Below are 15,059 nucleotides of genomic sequence, written 5' to 3'. Positions count from 1 at the left end.
TATCAAGAGCATGCTTGTCATCGATGGTCAGGAAAGCGCTGAAGTGGTCGCTGTTGGCGGTGGTGACGGTCGCCGTCACCTACCCGCTCACCCTGCTCGGCGTGCCCTCGGCGGCACTGTTCGCCGCGCTGGTGGTCGGAATAGCGCTGGCACTGACGGCGTGGTCACCCGGCCCGGTGCCGAGAGTGGCCGGGCTCGGGTCGCAGGGCGTGCTGGGTGTCTACATCGGCACGATGGTGCACCAGGACGCGGTCGACGCGCTCGGGCCGCACTGGCTGATCGTCATCGCCGTCGCGGTGGCGACGCTGTTGCTGAGCGTCGTGTGCGGAGCGCTGCTGGCGATGCACCGCGACGTCACCCCGCTGACCGGATCGCTGGCGCTCGTCGCGGGCGGCGCCTCGGGCCTGGTCGCGATCGCGCGTGAACTCGGCGGCGACGACCGCGTCGTCTCCGTCGTGCAGTACCTGCGGGTGGCGCTGGTGACCGCGTCGATGCCGGTGGTGGTCACGCTCGTCTACCACGCCGACCGGTCGCGACCCGCCACCGTGACCCAAACCGCTGGGACGCAAACCGATTCCGCACCTTGGTATCTCAGCGTCGGCATGCTGATCGCGCTCGTGGTCGTCGGCGCGGCCGTCGGCAAGCTGGTCCGGCTGCCCGGCGCGGGCCTGCTCGGCCCGCTGGCGCTGACCGTCGTGCTGGAGTTGACCGGACTGTCGTTCGGGCTGACCGTGCCGGTGGTGCTGGTGCAGGTCGGCTACGCGGTGATCGGTTGGCAGGCCGGGCTGGCGTTCACCCGCGACTCGCTGCGTGCGGTCGGGCGCATGCTGCCGACGGCGATCGCGTTGATCGTCGTCCTCGGTGTGGTGACCGCCGGGCTGGGCGTGGCGCTCGCACGCATCGCCGGGCTGACCCCGCTCGAGGGCTACCTGGCGACCAGCCCCGGCGGGGTGTACGCGGTGCTGGCCACCGCCGTCGAGACCGGCTCCAACGTCACGTTCGTCATCGCCGCCCAGGCGGTGCGCATCCTGCTGATGTTGTTCGCGGCGCCGCTGCTGGCGCGCACGATGATCCGGCTGGCCCGCCGGCGCGACCGTCAGAGCCGCCCGATGACGCCGGCGAGCAGGGAGCCCATCCGGGTCGCCGACTGACGGCCCGCCTCCAGCACCTCTTCGTGGTTCAGCGGCTGCCCGGTCATGCCCGCCGCGAGATTGGTCACCAGCGAGATCCCCAGCACCTGCGCTCCTGCCTCGCGCGCGGCGATCGCCTCGTGCACCGTCGACATCCCGACCAGATCCGCGCCCAGCGTGCGCAGCATCCGGATCTCGGCGGGTGTCTCGTACTGCGGCCCGGGCAGCCCGGCGTACACACCGTCGGCCAGCGCCGGGTCGATCTCGCGGGCCAGGTCGCGCAGCCGCGGGGCGTAGGCGTCGACCATGTCGACGAACCGTGGCCCGACCAGCGGTGAGCGGCCTGTCAGGTTGAGCTGATCGCTGATCAGCACCGGTTGGCCGACCGTGTAGTCCTCCCGCAGCCCACCGGCCGCGTTGGTCAGCACCACCGTGTGCACGCCGGTTGCGCAGGCCGCGCGCACGGAATGCACGACGTGGGCCAGGTCGTGCCCCTCATAGGCGTGGATGCGGCCGACGAACACCAGCACCCGGTGCTCGGCGATGCGCATCGAGACCAGCTGACCGCCGTGTCCCTGCGCGGACGGCGGGGAGAAGCCGGGCAACTCCGCGACCGGGACCACCGCGACCGCGTCACCCAACCGGTCGACGGCCGGCGCCCATCCCGAGCCGAGGACGACCGCGACGTCGTGCCGGTCGGTGCCGGTGCGCTCGGCGATCGCCTGCGCGGCTGCGCTGATCTCCGGAGCGGTCACAGTGCGCGAGCCTAGCGGTCGGAACCGGCGCCCGAGCACAGTGAGATACTGCGAAGATGCCCACACTCACCGCGCCGGAGGCCGTCGAGGCCGCCGTGCACCGACGCCGCGGTGACCTGGTCGAGCTGTCGCATTCGATCCACGCCGAACCCGAACTCGCCTTCGCCGAACACCGCAGCTGCGCCAAGACCCAGAAGCTGGCCGCCGAGTACGGGTTCGAGATCACCGCGGCGCCCGGCGGGCTGGACACCGCGTTCCGCGCGGTCTACGGCAGCGGCCCGCTCGTCGTCGGGGTGTGCGCCGAGTACGACGCGCTGCCCGGCCTCGGGCACGCGTGCGGGCACAACATCATCGCGGCCTCCGCGGTCGGCGCCGCCTTGGCGCTGGCCGACGTCGCCGACGAGTTGGGGCTGACCGTCGTGCTGCTCGGCACCCCGGCCGAGGAGGCCGGCGGCGGAAAGGTGTTGCTGCTCAACGCCGGAACGTTCGACGACATCGCCGTCTCGGTGATGCTGCATCCCGGCCCGCTCGACATCGCCGCCGCGCGGTCGCTGGCGCTGTCGCAGGTGGCCGTGCGCTACGAGGGCCGGGAGGCGCACGCGGCCGTCGCGCCGTATCTCGGCGTCAACGCCGTCGACGCGATCACGGTGGCGCAGGTGGCGATCGGTCTGCTGCGCCAGCAGATGGCGCCGGGGCAGATGGCGCACGGCATCGTCACCGACGGCGGCCAGGCCACCAACGTGATTCCCGCGCGCGCCGAGATGCAGTACACGATGCGCGCCAACGACGCGGCGTCGCTGCGTGAACTCGAGAAGCGGATGGCGGACTGTTTCCTGGCGGGTGCGGTGGCCACCGGCTGCGGTCACGAGGTGAGCGAGACCGAACCGAGCTATCACGAGCTGACCCCCGACCGGTGGCTGGCCGAGGCGTTCCGCGAAGAGATGCAGCGGGTCGGGCGCGCGCCGGTGGGCGCCGACCTGGAAGCCGCGCTGCCGCTGGGCAGCACCGACATGGGCAACGTCACGCAGGTGATGCCCGGCATCCATCCGATCGTCGGGATCGACGCGGGCGGTGCGTCGGTGCATCAGCCGGCGTTCGCCGAGGCGGCCGCGGGACCCAGCGCGGACCGGGCCGTCGTCGAGGGCGCGATCATGCTGGGCCGCACGGTCGCGCGGTTGGCCGAGACGCCTGCCGAACGCGACCGCGTGCTGGACCTGCAGGCGAGGCGGGCGTCATGAGCGTGCTGCCCCACGCCGCCGCCCGGTGGCTGTCGGCCCACTTCGACGATCTCGTCGAATGGCGCCGCCACATCCACATGCACCCCGAACTCGGGCGCCAGGAGTTCGCCACCACCCAGTTCGTGGCCTCGCGGCTGGCCGACGCGGGCCTCAACCCGAAGGTGCTGCCCGGCGGCACCGGGCTGACCTGCGATTTCGGCCCCGAGCACGGTCCGCGCATCGCGTTGCGCGCCGACATGGACGCGCTGCCGATGGACGACCGCAGTGGCGCGCCGTACGCCTCGCTGGTGCCCAACGTCGCGCACGCCTGCGGGCACGACGCGCACACCGCGATCCTGCTGGGTACGGCGCTGGCGCTGGCGTCGGTGCCCGAACTGCCGGTCGGGGTGCGGCTGATCTTCCAGGCCGCCGAGGAGCTGATGCCCGGCGGCGCGATCGACGCGATCGCCGCGGGCGCGCTGACCGGGGTGTCGCGGATCTTCGCGCTGCACTGCGATCCGCGGTTGGCCGTCGGCAAGGTGGCGGTGCGCGCCGGGCCGATCACCTCGGCGGCCGACCAGCTCGAGGTGACGCTGCACTCGCCGGGCGGTCACACGTCGCGGCCCCATCTGACCGGAGACCTGGTGTACGGGCTCGGCACACTGATCACCGGGGTGCCGGGCGTGCTGTCGCGGCGCATCGACCCGCGCAACAGCACCGTGATGGTGTGGGGCGCGGTCAACGCCGGCGTCGCCGCCAACGCGATCCCGCAGACCGGCACCCTGGCCGGCACCATCCGCACCGCGAGCCGCGACACCTGGGTGACGCTGGAATCGATCATGCGCGAGATCATTTCGTCGCTGTTGGCGCCGCTGGCCATCGAGCACACAGTGCAATATCGGCGCGGGGTGCCGCCGGTGGTCAACGAGGAGATCTCGACGCGGATCCTGACCCACGCCATCGAGACCGTCGGGCCCGACGTGCTGGCCGATACCCGCCAATCCGGTGGCGGCGAGGATTTTTCGTGGTACCTCGAGGAGGTGCCCGGCGCGATGGCGCGGCTGGGCGTGTGGACCGGGCGCGGCCCGCAGCTGGATCTGCACCAGCCGACGTTCGACCTCGACGAGCGGGCGCTGGCGGTCGGGGTGCGGGTGCTGGTCAACATCATCGACCAGGCGGCCGCGATCTAGCCTGCTGTGCGGACCCGGGGGTGAGTCAGTCGCTGGTGCCCGGGCCGATGTTGCGCGCCGGCCGGGTCCGCAGGTCGTGCACGTATTCGGCTGGGGCACCGGCGATCTCGGCGGCGTCGGCCACCACGCCGAGGTAGCGCGCCGACGGCAGCCCACCTTCCCAGGCGTCGACGACGTAGAGCCACGCCAGCACGGGTTCGAAGTCGGTGTCGGAAGCGGTGCGGTGCACCCGGCAGCGGATCTTCTTGTGGAAGCCCAGCTCCGAGCCTTCCCAGCGGTCGAGGTTCTCCTCGTCCTCGCGGGTCACGTCGTAGAGCACGACGAACACGCTCGACGCGGGGTCTTCGACGATGGTGGCGAGCGCGCCCTCCCAGCCGATGTCCTCGCCGCCGAAGGTCAGCCGCCAGCCGTGCAGCCACCCGGTGCCCGCCATCGGCGAGTGCGGTGCGCGCTCCATCATCTGCTCGGGATGCATGTTCGACCCGTAGGCGGCGTAGATCGGCACGAGGTGAGCTTAATCGGCCCGCCAGCCGGTTCGACGAGTGAAGTGGCGTTAGGTTGGGGGACGTGGCAACCCGCATCGTGATCATCGGCGGCGGGCCCGCCGGCTATGAGGCGGCGTTGGTCGCCGCGGCCCGTGGACCGGAGGTCGCCGAGGTCACCGTCGTCGATTCCGACGGTCTGGGCGGCGCGTGCGTGCTCTGGGACTGCGTGCCGTCGAAGACCTTCATCGCGTCGACCGGTGTGCGCACCGAACTGCGTCGCGCGCCCGACCTCGGCTACGCGCTGGAGTTCTCCGACGCCGAGATCTCGCTGCCCAAGATCAACGACCGCGTCAAGAAGCTGGCCGCCGCGCAGTCCGCCGACATCGCCGAGCGGCTGCGCAACGAAGGCGTGACGCTGATCGCCGGGCGCGGCGAACTCATCGACGACCAGCCCGGAATGGCCACCCACAGCGTCAAGGTGACCTGCCACGACGGCACCACGACCACGCTGCGGGCCGACGTCGTGCTGATCGCGACCGGCGCCAGCCCGCGGGTGCTGCGCGGCGCCGAACCCGACGGCGAGCGCATCCTGAACTGGCGCCAGCTCTACGACCTGGAGAAACTGCCCGAGCACCTGGTGGTCGTCGGTTCCGGTGTGACCGGCGCGGAGTTCGTCAACGCCTACACCGAACTCGGGGTCAAGGTGACGGTAGTGGCCAGCCGCGACCAGATCCTGCCGCACGAGGACTCCGACGCGGCCGGGGTGCTGGAGGAGGCGTTGGCCTCGCGCGGCGTGACGCTGGTCAAGAACGCCCGCGCCCAGTCGGTGACCCGCCACGGTGACGGCGTCCTGGTCACGATGACCGACGGGCGCACCGTCGAGGGCAGCCACGCGCTGATGACGGTCGGATCGGTGCCCAACACCAGCGGCCTCGGTCTCGAGCGCGTCGGCATCGAACTGGAACCGGGCGCCTATCTGAAGGTCGACCGGGTCTCGCGGACCCCGGTGCCGGGGATCTACGCCGCCGGCGACTGCACCGGGCTGATGCTGCTGGCGTCCGTCGCGGCGATGCAGGGCCGGATCGCGATGTATCACGTGCTCGGCGAGGGGCTCGAACCGATCCGGCTGCGCACGGTGGCCGCCGCGGTGTTCACCCGCCCCGAGATCGCCGCGGTCGGGGTGCCGCAGTCCAAGATCGACGACGGTTCGGTGGCGGCCCGCACGGTCATGCTGCCGCTGAACACCAACGCCCGGGCCAAGATGTCGGGCCTGCGCCGCGGCTTCGTCAAGATCTTCTGCCGCCCGGCCACCGGCGTGGTGATCGGCGGGGTGGTCGTCGCGCCGATCGCCTCGGAGCTGATCATGCCGATCGCGCTGGCGGTGCAGAACGGCAACGACGTGGAGGACCTGGCGCAGACGTTCTCGGTGTATCCGTCGCTGTCGGGTTCGATCACCGAAGCGGGCCGGCAGCTGATGGCGCGCGACGATTTGGATTGATTGCCCGTAGCCTGGGGAATTGGGCAGGGTACCGACGAGTGACGAGGAGTCCATCCCGGTGAGTGACCCGATCCCCGCGAACGGACAGACCCTGCTGGGACCTCAACAGCGGGCAGACGCCTGGCAGCGGTTGGGCAGCGAACAGTTCGACGTCGTGGTGATCGGCGGGGGAGTCGTCGGTGCCGGGGCCGCGCTGGACGCGTCGACCCGCGGTCTGAAGGTGGCGCTGGTCGAGGCCCGCGACTTCGCGTCGGGCACCTCGAGCCGCTCGTCGAAGATGTTCCACGGCGGGCTGCGCTACCTCGAGCAGTTGGAGTTCGGCCTCGTGCGCGAGGCGCTGCACGAGCGCGAACTGTCGTTGACGACGTTGGCGCCGCACCTGGTCAAGCCGTTGCAGTTTCTGTTCCCGCTGACCAACCGGTGGTGGGAGCGTCCCTACGTGGCGGCGGGCATCTTCCTCTACGATCAGCTCGGCGGCGCGAAATCGGTTCCGGCGCAGAAACATTTGACGAAGTCGGGTGCGCTGCGGCTGGCGCCCGGGCTGAAGCGGTCCTCGCTGATCGGCGGGATCCGGTACTACGACACGGTGGTCGACGACGCGCGGCACACCATGACGGTCGCGCGCACGGCCGCGCACTACGGGGCCGTGGTGCGCACCTCGACGCAGGTGGTGTCGCTGCTGCGGGAGGGCGACCGGGTGATCGGTGTGCAGGTGCGCGACTCCGAGGACGGTGCGGTCACCGAGGTGCGCGGGCACGTCGTGGTCAACGCCACCGGTGTGTGGACCGACGAGATCCAGGCGCTGTCCAAGCAGCGCGGCCGGTTTCGGGTGCGCGCCTCCAAAGGTGTGCACATCGTGGTGCCGCGCGACCGGATCGTCAGCGAGGTGGCCATCATCCTGCGCACCGAGAAGTCGGTGCTGTTCGTCATCCCGTGGGGCACGCACTGGATCATCGGAACCACCGACACCGACTGGAATCTCGACCTGGCACACCCGGCCGCGACCAAGGCCGACATCGACTACATCCTCGAAACGGTCAACACCGTGCTCGCCACGCCCCTGACGCACGACGACATCGACGGCGTGTACGCCGGGCTGCGCCCGCTGCTGGCCGGCGAGAGCGAGGAGACCTCGAAGCTGTCGCGCGAGCACGCGGTCGCGGTGCCCGCACCCGGGCTGGTGGCGATCGCCGGCGGTAAGTACACGACGTACCGGGTGATGGGGGAGGACGCGATCGACGCGGCCGCCGAGTACATCCCCGCCCGGGTGGCGCCGTCGATCACCGAGAAGGTGCCGCTGATGGGGGCCGACGGATACTTCGCGCTGATCAACCAGACCCAAAGTGTCGGAAAGCATTACGACCTGCACCCGTACCGGGTGCGCCATCTGCTGGACCGCTACGGGTCGCTGATCGGCGAGGTGCTGCAGATGGCCGAGGGACGGCCCGAACTGCTCACTCCGATCACCGAGGCGCCGGTCTATCTCAAGGTCGAGGCCTGGTACGCCGCGGCCGCCGAGGGCGCCCTGCACCTCGAGGACATCCTGGCCCGCCGGATGCGGATCTCGATCGAGTATCCGCACCGCGGCGTGGACTGCGCCCGCGAGGTCGCCGAAACCGTTGCGCCCGTGCTGGGTTGGAGCGCCGAGGACATCGACCGGGAAGTGACGACCTATTTGGCCCGGGTGGACGCCGAGATCCGGTCGCAGCAGGAGCCCGACGACGAGTCCGCCGACGCGCTGCGTGCGGCCGCGCCGGAGGCCCGCGCCGAGATCCTCGAGCCGGTGCCGTTGAATTGAGGCGGTCCCGGCCGGCGCCGCTCCCGGTGCGCGACGGGCTGGGACCCGCCCGGGTGCGGCTGCGCGGCGGTGCGGTGCTGGTCGAGCTGGCTTCGCGGTTCGGTGAAGCGGCGGCGGCGAAAGTCTTTGCCGGTGAGGTGGTCTGCGCCGACGGCACAGTGGTGACGCCGGGGACGGTGCTGCCGCCGGGGGCGTTTGTCTACCTCTACCGGGAGCTGCGTGACGAGGTGCCGGTGCCGTTCGAGGTCCCGGTGCTGTACCGCGACGACGACATCGTCGTGGTGGACAAGCCGCACTTCCTGGCGACGATGCCGCGCGGCAGGCACGTCGCGCAGACGGCGCTGGTGCGGTTGCGCCGCGAGTTGGAGCTGCCGGAGTTGTCGCCGGCGCACCGGTTGGACCGGTTGACGGCCGGGGTGCTGGTGTTCACGACGCGAGCGCAGATCCGCGGGGCGTATCAGACGATGTTCGCGCGCGGGGAGGTGCGCAAGACGTATGTGGCGCGGGCCGCGGTGGATCCGACGCTGCGGTTCCCGCGCGTGGTGTGGAGCCGAATCGTCAAGCGACGCGGATGTTTACAGGCGGTCGAGAGCCACGGGCGGCCGAATGCCGAGACGGTGGTCGAGCACCTCGGCGACGGGTTGTACCGGCTGACGCCGTCGACGGGCCGGACCCATCAGCTGCGGGTGCACATGAACTCGCTCGGACTGCCGATCGACAACGACCCGCTGTATCCGGAGGTGATCGACGTCGCGCCGGACGACTTCTCGCGGCCGCTGCAGCTGTTGGCGCAGCGGCTGGAGTTCGTCGACCCGCTCAGCGGTCGGCCGCGCGTGCTCGTCAGCGCGCGTTCGTTGTAGGGCTCAAGCGGGGCTGCGCAGGGTGTCGACCATCTCGTTGATGATGTTCGAATTGGGGCTGGCAGTGGACCCTTCGCGCAGCGAGATGACGAAGACGACGGAACCTTCGACGTTGGGGACCGTCGTGACGACGATGCTGTGGAACGCCGAGGGGCCGGTGCACTCGCTGGTGGCGATGCCGGTGACGGTGGCGACGGTCTGCACCGCGGCGTGGGGTCCGATGGCGAATTCCCGTATCGGCGCGTACTCGATGTTCGGCGTCTTCTGGTCGCGAGTGTAGATCGGCGCCACCGTCTGCATCTCCTCGTCGAGCGCGGCCCGGATGTCGGGGTTCTTCGACCCGGTGACGCCGGCGATCGCGAGGTTTTGCTTGGTGCAGGCTGGATTCGGGACCGTCGCCACCGCGCCGAGTTCACGGATCACGCACTGGCCCTGTGGGCACGGCTGCGCCCAGCCGGTGCGCACGCCGCACGCCGCGACGGTCCAGTCCGGTGGCGCGGCATACGCCAGGCCGTACCGGTTGATCGTCGCGTGCCAGCCGGGTTGCGACGTCTCGTCGACCGAGGCGGTGTAGCCGTCGCAGGTCATCGACGGACCGGCGTTGGTGCTCTGCGGCGGCTGGATGGAATCCGACGGGCCGGGCTGGATCGCCGACGACGGTGCGGGCGCTGCGGGTGGCGCGGCTGTCGGCGCGTCGTCCTTGCTCTGCGCGATCAACACCGCGGACAACACCACGATGATCACGACCGCGACGGCGAGCGCGATCCACAGCCATGGTGTGCGGCGTTGCGGGCCAGGGTGATAGCCCGGGTAATCATGGCCCGGCGGGATCGGCCCGGGTGTCGGGTAGGTCACGTGTCGCTCCGTGGGTGATCAGGCGGCGGTGGAGGAGGTGCGCCGTCTGAACCGCAGCAGCCCCCCGGTTGAGCTCGGCTCCGATGGAGCCTAGTGCGGCGCCGCTGCCGATGTGGCGGATTGCCGCACGAGGGCTCAGCGGCGCCGCTCCGGCTCGTCGACCACCGAACCGGCCGCGATCACGGCGCGGTTGCGGTCGGCCACCGTCTTGAGGGTGACCTTGACCAGCCAGCGGTCGTAGGTCATGTAGCCGTTGACCTCGTTCTCGACATCGGTGGTCTGGGTGTAGATGGCGCCGGACAGGCCGCCGCGGCGCACCGCGTCCTCGAGATCACGACTGACCTCGACGTAACGTTCGGTCAAACGTACTCGGCTGTTTGTCATTTCGTAGGCCTGGGGCTTGCCCGGCCAGCGGTTGCCGTGCGGGATCAGCCCGAGACCGCCGTACTCACCGTCGACCACGACGCGATGTTCGAGCGGCACCGGACGGTCGCCGAGCGCGAGGCGCTCGTCGCGCGGGGTCGCCGGATTGTCGTGCAGCACCGGGCGGCCCGGCCCGACGTAGGTGTGGTCGTCGTAGACGTCGCCGGCGCGGGTGTCCGGTCGCGACTTGCAGCAGTTGACCCCGCTGTTGGCGTTGACCATGCGCGTCGGGTCGGCCTTCTTCGCGACACCGGCGATGCGTGCGGTGTCGAACTCACCCCAGCCCTCGTTGAACGGCACCCAGCCGACGATCGAGGTGACGCTGCGCAATTGGTCGATCATCGCGACCATCTCGCGTTCGAAGTTCGCCTTCGCGGCGGGCGACGGATCCGGCGCGGGGCCGACGGGGATGTCGAGGGAGACGTCCAGCGACGGCATGTCCTGCCACACCATCAGCCCGAGCTTGTCGGCCCAGTAGTACCAGCGCGCGGGTTCGACCTTGGCGTGCTTGCGCACGAAGTTCATCCCGAGCGCCTTGGTCCGCTCGAGGTCGAAGCGCAGCGCGTCGTCGGTCGGCGCGGTGTAGATGCCGTCGGGCCAGTAGCCCTGATCCAGCGGGCCGTGCAGGAAAGTGATCTTGTTGTTCAACGCGATTCGCGGTCGGCCCTGCGGATCGCGGACGGTGCTGATCGTGCGCAGTCCGCCGTAGCTGGCGACCTCGTCGACCACCTTGCCTTCGGGGCTGACCAGTTTGACCTCGAGGTCGTAGAGGTACGGGTCTTCCGGCGTCCACAGTCGCGGCTCGGGTACCTGCACGCGCACCGGCGTGCCGGGTTCACCCGAGGACCGTGCCAGCGTTTTGCCGTCCGGCGCCGACACGATCACCTCGGCGCGTTCGTCGGTGGTCCCGGTGACCCGCGGGGTGACGGTGAAACCGGTCAGGTCCGGGGTGATGTCGAGTTTGTCGATGTGGGCCGCGCGCACCGGTTCGATCCACACGGTCTGCCAGATGCCCGAGGCTCCCGTATAGAACAGCCCCTCCGGTTCGTTGCGTTGCTTGCCGACCGCGAACGGGTTGGCCTCGTTGCGATCCTCGGCGCGGACCACGATCTCCTGCGGTCCCGACCAGCGCAGCGCGTCGGTGATGTCGGCGCTGAACGCCGTGTAGCCGCCCTCGTGGTGGGCCACCCGCCGGTTGTTCACCCACACGGTGGCGGTCTGGTCGACCGCGCCGAAGTGCAGAAGCACCCGCTGGCCGCGCCAGGTGCCGGGCAACTGGAAGGACTTGCGGTACCACATCTGATCGTCGTGGCGCTTGACGCCCGACAGCGCCGACTCCGTCGGATAGGGCACCAGGATCTTCTCGTCGTAGTCGCGCAGCGCCGGCGCCGACGTCAACGCCTCGTCGGCGGACCGGCCGGTATAGGCCCACACACCGTTGAGGTTCATCCACCGAGCGCGTGCCATCTGCGGACGCGGATACTCCGGCAGCGCGTTGTTCGGGCCCACCAGATGGGTCCACGGGGTCGCCAGGGGAGGGCTCTGTCGTTGCCACGCCTCGGCGGCGTGCGCCGGCGCGTTGACGAACGTCATCGCTGCGACCATAGCGAGCGCGACGGTGGCCGTCCGCCGCAGCGTCGTCCACCTCGTTCTCGCGACGCGGACGTGGTGGTTCGGCGTGTCTTCGGCCATGTTCAGTCCCCCCTGCTGGAAACTTCGACTAACGGTTGCGCGCGGCGCACGGCATCTCCACAGCAAACTTAGGCAGCAGCGATCCACAAAGGAATCAGGCATTTCCCTACACTTCGGTACGGTGGCGGCGACCTGTCGTCTGCACGTTGCCATCGGCGAATTCGGAGCGGCGCCAACAGGTGTCGCTTCGTGATGGCAGCATGACGATATTGCTGCGCGGATACCGGGATTGAGTGCTTGGCGAGCCTAACACCTCGCTACGCCGAACGCCACGAGACGCGCGCCACCGGTAGGAGCCTGCCGGGGCGCCGCACCGACCACGGCCGGACGGTGAACAGACCGGGTGTTTCTGAGCGGAGCAAATTGAATCTAAATGTGCTCACTATGTCGGTCAGCATGAGCTACGGCCGACGGCGAGGATCTGGGGAAGGCGTGCTGAGGAAGGCATCGCCCATCTCATCGACCCGCTGCCGCACATCGTTACGGCGCGCTGTTCGACCTCGGAAGGCGGGTTCGGCTGTCAGAATTGACCCATACGTCAAGGCGAAGGAGGAGACGTGCGCAAGGTTCTGCTGTGTGCGGCTGCGGCGCTGATGGTCGGGACCGTGGTGAACCTGGACCCGCCGACCGCGGAGGCGACCCTCTGCGGCTCGGTCGGTGGCAGGCACGTCGACGTGAGCGGCTGCGCCGATCCGCTGTCGTATCTCAACGACGCGTTGACCCCGCCGCCGCCACCACCGCCACCACCGCCGCCTGGCGAGGCGCCGCCGCCCCCGCCGCCCCCGCCGCCGCCGGTGTACGTCCCGCCGGCGCCGAATGTGAACGTGTGCGCCAGCGTCGGGCGACGGGTCAGCGTCAGCGGCTGCATCTGAGCACGGCTGAGCGATCTGCTTGACTGACGGCCGTGGACCGTTCCTCGTTTGATCGCCTGTTCGACATGACCGACCGCACCGTGATCGTCACGGGCGGCACCCGGGGCATCGGCCGCGCGCTGGCGGAGGGTTTCGTGCTCGCCGGCGCGCGGGTCGTCGTCGCCAGCCGCAAAGCCGATGCGTGCGAACAGACGGCGCAGCGTCTGCGTGACCTCGGCGGTCAGGCGCTCGGAGTGCCGACCCATCTGGGTGAGGTGGACGACCTCGAGGCGTTGGTGCAGCGGACCGCCGACGAGTTCGGCGGCGTCGATGTGGTGGTCAACAACGCCGCGAACGCGTTGGCGCAACCGTTCGGTCAGATGACGGCCGACGCGTTCACCAAGTCGTACGAGGTCAACCTGCGCGGGCCGGTGTTCCTCGTGCAGGCGGCGCTGCCGCACCTGAAGGCCAGCGCGAATGCGGCGGTGATCAACATGATCTCGGTCGGGGCGTTCAACTTCGCGCCGTTCACCGCGATCTACTCGTCGAACAAGGCGGCGCTGCTGTCGTTCACCCGGTCGATGGCCGCCGAGTTCGCGCCATCGGGAATCCGGGTCAACGCGATCGCGCCGGGGCCCGTCGACACCGACATGATGCGCAACAACCCGCAGGAGGCCATCGACGCAATGGCCGACAGCACGCTCATGAAGCGGCTGGCGTCGCCGGACGAACTCGTCGGTACCGCACTGCTGTTGGCGTCCGACGCGGGAAGTTACATCACCGGCACGGTCATGATCGTGGACGGCGGCGGAACGCCTCGCTAGCCGCGCGCATCTCACCGCTCGTCGACGCGAGGATCTGGCTGCGATTCTCCACCTGCAGCGCGGCCTCCAGGCTGGACGCCTCGAGGTTGGCCCACAACACCTGCTTGGTGGACTCGACGCCGAACTTGCCATAGCCGCATAGTGTTTCAGCGATCTGAAGTGCGTCGCCGACGACGTCGCCGCCAGTTGATATCCGGCTCACCAGCCCGATTCGCAAGGCCTCCTGCGCATCGATGGCGCGGGCGGTCAGGATGAGGTCGAATGCCGGTCCGGCGCCGACGATGCGCGGCAGGGTGTAGCTGACGCCGATGTCGCAGCCGCCGAGGCCCAGTTTGATGAATTGCGTACAGAAGCGGGCGGATTCGGCGGCGATGCGGATGTCGCAGGCGGCCGCGATTCCCAGCCCGCCGCCGTAGGCCACGCCGTTGACGGCCGCGATGACCGGTTGGCGAAGCCGCTGGAGTTTGGTGGTCAGATCGGCGATGAGCTCCTGCCAGCGCATCCCTGCGCGGGGGGACTCGACGCCTTCGCCCGCTTTGTTGGGGTTGGGGTCGGTGAGGTCCAGTCCGGAGCAGAAGCCACGGCCTGCACCGGTGAGGACGACGACGCGGCAGTCGTTGTCGGCGCGGATCTGGTCGAGTGCGGTGTGCAGGTCGCGGACCAGATCGTAGGACAGCGCGTTGAGTTTGGCGGGCCGATTGAGGGTCAGCACGGCGATGTCGGGGCGCGGGTGGTTCAGTTCCAGATCGGACATGGAAACACGCTAACCGCCGCGTTTTCAGACGGTGCTGCGCCACCCGGCCACGCCGACGGCAATCATGCGCAGCTGCTTGACCGCCACCCGTTTGATCTCGTCGAGGGCGGCCTGGTCGTGGGCGTCCTCGATGGCTTCGGCGATGACGATCATCGCGTTGACGAACAGGGTGGCCAGGATGTTGAGATCCTCACCGCTCCAGGTGTTCAGCCCGGGGAAGCGGGCGAGGTCGATGGCGAGTTCGGAAGTGATCAAGCGGATCTCGGTGCGAATCGCGTACCGCAGCACCGAAACCCCGCTGTTGCGTTCGCGGCCGATGAAGCGCCAGTGTTCGCGGCGTTCGTTGACGCCGTCGATGAGGATGTCGACGCTGGACTCGATGACGCGCTTGGGGTCGAGCTTGCCTGCTCGGGCGCTGCGCAGCATGTCGCGCAGGCTGCGGAACGACTCGTCGATCAGCACGAGGCCGAGGGCCTCCATGCTCTCGAAGTGGCGGTAGAACGCGGCGGGGACGATGCCGGCCTCGCGGGTGACCTCGCGCAGGCTGAGAGCGGAGAAGCTGCGCTCCTCGAGGAGTTTGAGGCCCGCGGCGATGATGGCTTGACGGGTGGCTTCTTTGCGCTGCTCGCGGGTCAGCGTCTCGCGGGCGGGTTTGGACCGCGACCGGCTGGAACGCGCGCTCGGTCGTTTGTCCACGTAACCAGCGTACAACCGTTCACCAAGCTGC

General features: G+C 69.7%; 14 protein-coding genes. 8 read left to right on the top strand and 6 right to left on the bottom strand.

The genetic code is table 11. The annotated features are described in order from the left end of the window. The first annotated feature begins 23 nt into the window (after nucleotides 1–23). Entirely contained in the window at nucleotides 24–1,151 is a 1,128-nt protein-coding gene (locus BLW81_RS27990) for an AbrB family protein (RefSeq protein ID WP_083410029.1), read from the top strand. On the opposite strand, the gene BLW81_RS27985 is transcribed toward BLW81_RS27990, so the two are convergent. After that, a complete protein-coding gene (locus tag BLW81_RS27985; RefSeq protein ID WP_083410028.1) occupies nucleotides 1,097–1,885 on the bottom strand; it encodes a purine-nucleoside phosphorylase in 789 nt (262 codons plus the stop codon). The two genes, BLW81_RS27990 and BLW81_RS27985, sit on opposite strands and share 55 nt — an antisense overlap. Before the next feature lie 56 nt (nucleotides 1,886–1,941). Between BLW81_RS27985 and BLW81_RS27980 the strand changes: the two genes are divergently transcribed. Both BLW81_RS27980 and BLW81_RS27975 read left to right on the top strand, forming a co-directional pair. Beyond that, nucleotides 1,942–3,123 (top strand): M20 family metallopeptidase, encoded by a 1,182-nt coding sequence (locus tag BLW81_RS27980; protein WP_083410027.1) that lies wholly within the window; start codon nucleotides 1,942–1,944, stop codon nucleotides 3,121–3,123. After that, nucleotides 3,120–4,292, top strand: coding sequence for an amidohydrolase (locus BLW81_RS27975; protein ID WP_083410026.1), 1,173 nt, complete (start codon nucleotides 3,120–3,122; stop codon nucleotides 4,290–4,292). The genes BLW81_RS27980 and BLW81_RS27975 overlap by 4 nt, the downstream gene beginning before the upstream one ends. Nucleotides 4,293–4,317: 25 nt before the next feature. On the opposite strand, the gene BLW81_RS27970 is transcribed toward BLW81_RS27975, so the two are convergent. Continuing rightward, complete coding sequence (locus tag BLW81_RS27970) at nucleotides 4,318–4,797, bottom strand: gamma-glutamylcyclotransferase family protein (protein WP_083410025.1); 480 nt, start codon at nucleotides 4,795–4,797, stop codon at nucleotides 4,318–4,320. A 62-nt stretch (nucleotides 4,798–4,859) separates the two neighbouring features. On the opposite strand from BLW81_RS27970, the gene BLW81_RS27965 reads away from it, so the two are divergent. The 3 genes from BLW81_RS27965 to BLW81_RS27955 are packed head-to-tail and all read left to right on the top strand — an operon-like array spanning nucleotide 4,860 to nucleotide 8,933. After that, nucleotides 4,860–6,275 (top strand): NAD(P)H-quinone dehydrogenase, encoded by a 1,416-nt coding sequence (locus BLW81_RS27965; protein ID WP_083410024.1) that lies wholly within the window; start codon nucleotides 4,860–4,862, stop codon nucleotides 6,273–6,275. Nucleotides 6,276–6,333: 58 nt separating this feature from the next. After that, nucleotides 6,334–8,073 (top strand): glycerol-3-phosphate dehydrogenase/oxidase, encoded by a 1,740-nt coding sequence (locus BLW81_RS27960; RefSeq protein ID WP_083410023.1) that lies wholly within the window; start codon nucleotides 6,334–6,336, stop codon nucleotides 8,071–8,073. Next, nucleotides 8,070–8,933, top strand: coding sequence for a pseudouridine synthase (locus BLW81_RS27955; protein WP_083410022.1), 864 nt, complete (start codon nucleotides 8,070–8,072; stop codon nucleotides 8,931–8,933). The genes BLW81_RS27960 and BLW81_RS27955 overlap by 4 nt, the downstream gene beginning before the upstream one ends. 3 nt (nucleotides 8,934–8,936) lie before the next feature. On the opposite strand, the gene BLW81_RS27950 is transcribed toward BLW81_RS27955, so the two are convergent. Both BLW81_RS27950 and BLW81_RS27945 read right to left on the bottom strand, forming a co-directional pair. Beyond that, on the bottom strand, nucleotides 8,937–9,788 hold the full coding sequence (locus tag BLW81_RS27950) for a DUF8017 domain-containing protein (protein WP_083410021.1): 852 nt from the start codon (nucleotides 9,786–9,788) through the stop codon (nucleotides 8,937–8,939). Nucleotides 9,789–9,923: 135 nt separating this feature from the next. Then, on the bottom strand, nucleotides 9,924–11,804 hold the full coding sequence (locus BLW81_RS27945; protein WP_083410873.1) for a glycoside hydrolase family 2 protein: 1,881 nt from the start codon (nucleotides 11,802–11,804) through the stop codon (nucleotides 9,924–9,926). A gap of 656 nt (nucleotides 11,805–12,460) precedes the next feature. Between BLW81_RS27945 and BLW81_RS29555 the strand changes: the two genes are divergently transcribed. After that, nucleotides 12,461–12,775, top strand: coding sequence for an RNA-binding protein (locus BLW81_RS29555; protein WP_083410020.1), 315 nt, complete (start codon nucleotides 12,461–12,463; stop codon nucleotides 12,773–12,775). Between the two features lie 32 nt (nucleotides 12,776–12,807). Then, on the top strand, nucleotides 12,808–13,578 hold the full coding sequence (locus BLW81_RS27935) for an SDR family NAD(P)-dependent oxidoreductase (RefSeq protein WP_083410019.1): 771 nt from the start codon (nucleotides 12,808–12,810) through the stop codon (nucleotides 13,576–13,578). Here BLW81_RS27935 and BLW81_RS27930 read toward each other — a convergent pair. Next, nucleotides 13,544–14,332, bottom strand: coding sequence for an enoyl-CoA hydratase/isomerase family protein (locus tag BLW81_RS27930; RefSeq protein ID WP_083410018.1), 789 nt, complete (start codon nucleotides 14,330–14,332; stop codon nucleotides 13,544–13,546). The genes BLW81_RS27935 and BLW81_RS27930 overlap by 35 nt on opposite strands. Before the next feature lie 24 nt (nucleotides 14,333–14,356). Then, nucleotides 14,357–15,028, bottom strand: a complete 672-nt coding sequence (locus BLW81_RS27925) for a TetR family transcriptional regulator (RefSeq protein WP_083410017.1) — start codon at nucleotides 15,026–15,028, stop codon at nucleotides 14,357–14,359. Nucleotides 15,029–15,059: the final 31 nt, after the last annotated feature.

Origin of the sequence: Mycolicibacterium rutilum (assembly GCF_900108565.1) — a bacterium.
GTDB classification, from domain to species: domain Bacteria; phylum Actinomycetota; class Actinomycetes; order Mycobacteriales; family Mycobacteriaceae; genus Mycobacterium; species Mycobacterium rutilum.
This window is presented reverse-complemented; position numbering and strand designations above follow the sequence as displayed.

Bases quoted from the DNA above. Each gene is read 5' to 3' on its own strand.
- BLW81_RS27990 (WP_083410029.1), top strand. From the start codon at position 24: ATGGTCAGGAAAGCGCTGAAGTGGTCGCTGTTGGCGGTGGTGACGGTC.
- BLW81_RS27980 (WP_083410027.1), top strand. From the start codon at position 1,942: ATGCCCACACTCACCGCGCCGGAGGCCGTCGAGGCCGCCGTGCACCGA.
- BLW81_RS27975 (WP_083410026.1), top strand. From the start codon at position 3,120: ATGAGCGTGCTGCCCCACGCCGCCGCCCGGTGGCTGTCGGCCCACTTC.
- BLW81_RS27945 (WP_083410873.1), bottom strand. From the start codon at position 11,804: ATGACGTTCGTCAACGCGCCGGCGCACGCCGCCGAGGCGTGGCAACGA.
- BLW81_RS27930 (WP_083410018.1), bottom strand. From the start codon at position 14,332: ATGTCCGATCTGGAACTGAACCACCCGCGCCCCGACATCGCCGTGCTG.